General features: G+C 59.0%; 2 protein-coding genes. Both read left to right on the plus strand.

Annotated features, from left to right (window positions below; genetic code table 11):
* Positions 1–218 precede the first annotated feature (218 nt).
* Complete coding sequence (locus AC1D0P_RS26405) at positions 219–440, plus strand: DUF2842 domain-containing protein (RefSeq protein WP_477679433.1); 222 nt, start codon at positions 219–221, stop codon at positions 438–440.
* A 133-nt stretch (positions 441–573) separates the two neighbouring features.
* Positions 574–776, plus strand: a 203-nt coding sequence (locus AC1D0P_RS26410; RefSeq protein WP_477679434.1) for a hypothetical protein, incomplete at its 3' end; no start/stop codon positions are given.

The raw sequence follows: 776 nt of genomic DNA on the forward strand, positions 1-776 counted from the left end.
GTGTGGCGCCGCCGACCACGACCGCAGCAGCGACCGACAGCAGCACGGCGACCAGCCAGATGCGGATGGCGAACCGATTGCGATCGATCCGTTCAATTTCCTTGAAAAGCCGGGGTTCGAGGTTTATTGCGCTGTCGGTCATGGCCCTCATCCTTTTGCCGAAGCTCTGCAACAGCGACCCCGTCATGGCAAGGCCTAAACGCACGCAGTGAGACATTATGCCCGACAAGCTCCGCAAACTGATCGGCACGGTGATGATCATCATCCTGGTGCTCGTCTACGCGCTTCTGGCCACCGTCGTCGCCTCCGCCACGCTCGGGCGGGCGCACTGGACCGTTCATCTGCTGTATTTCTTTGCCACCGGCCTGCTCTGGGTGCTGCCGGCCATGTGGATCATCAAGTGGATGCACAAGCCCGCGCCGAAGAGCGACGGTAAATAAGCTGCCATTAACCAATTGCTTCCAAAAACCGAGGCATTGGCGGTCCATTTAATTCTTTGTCGGTGGATTTGGCGTTAGAACTCTCGCGATCAAAAATTCGTGAGGGGAGCATTTTGCCGTGCCTGCAGGGCAAATGAAATTGAAGGACGTGGATTTCTACGACGACACCCCTATGCCCGGCCTCGCTGTCGGCACATCGGAGCTTCAGACGCTCGCCGGCCCGATCTCGGTTGCCGTGCATCGGCGCATGGAGTCGGTCGAGGCCGAATGGCGCGCGCTCGCCGAAGACAATATCAATTCGCTGCACCAGGGTTTCGACTGGTGCCGAGCCTGGGT

The organism is Polaromonas sp. P1_G2, assembly GCF_056405515.1.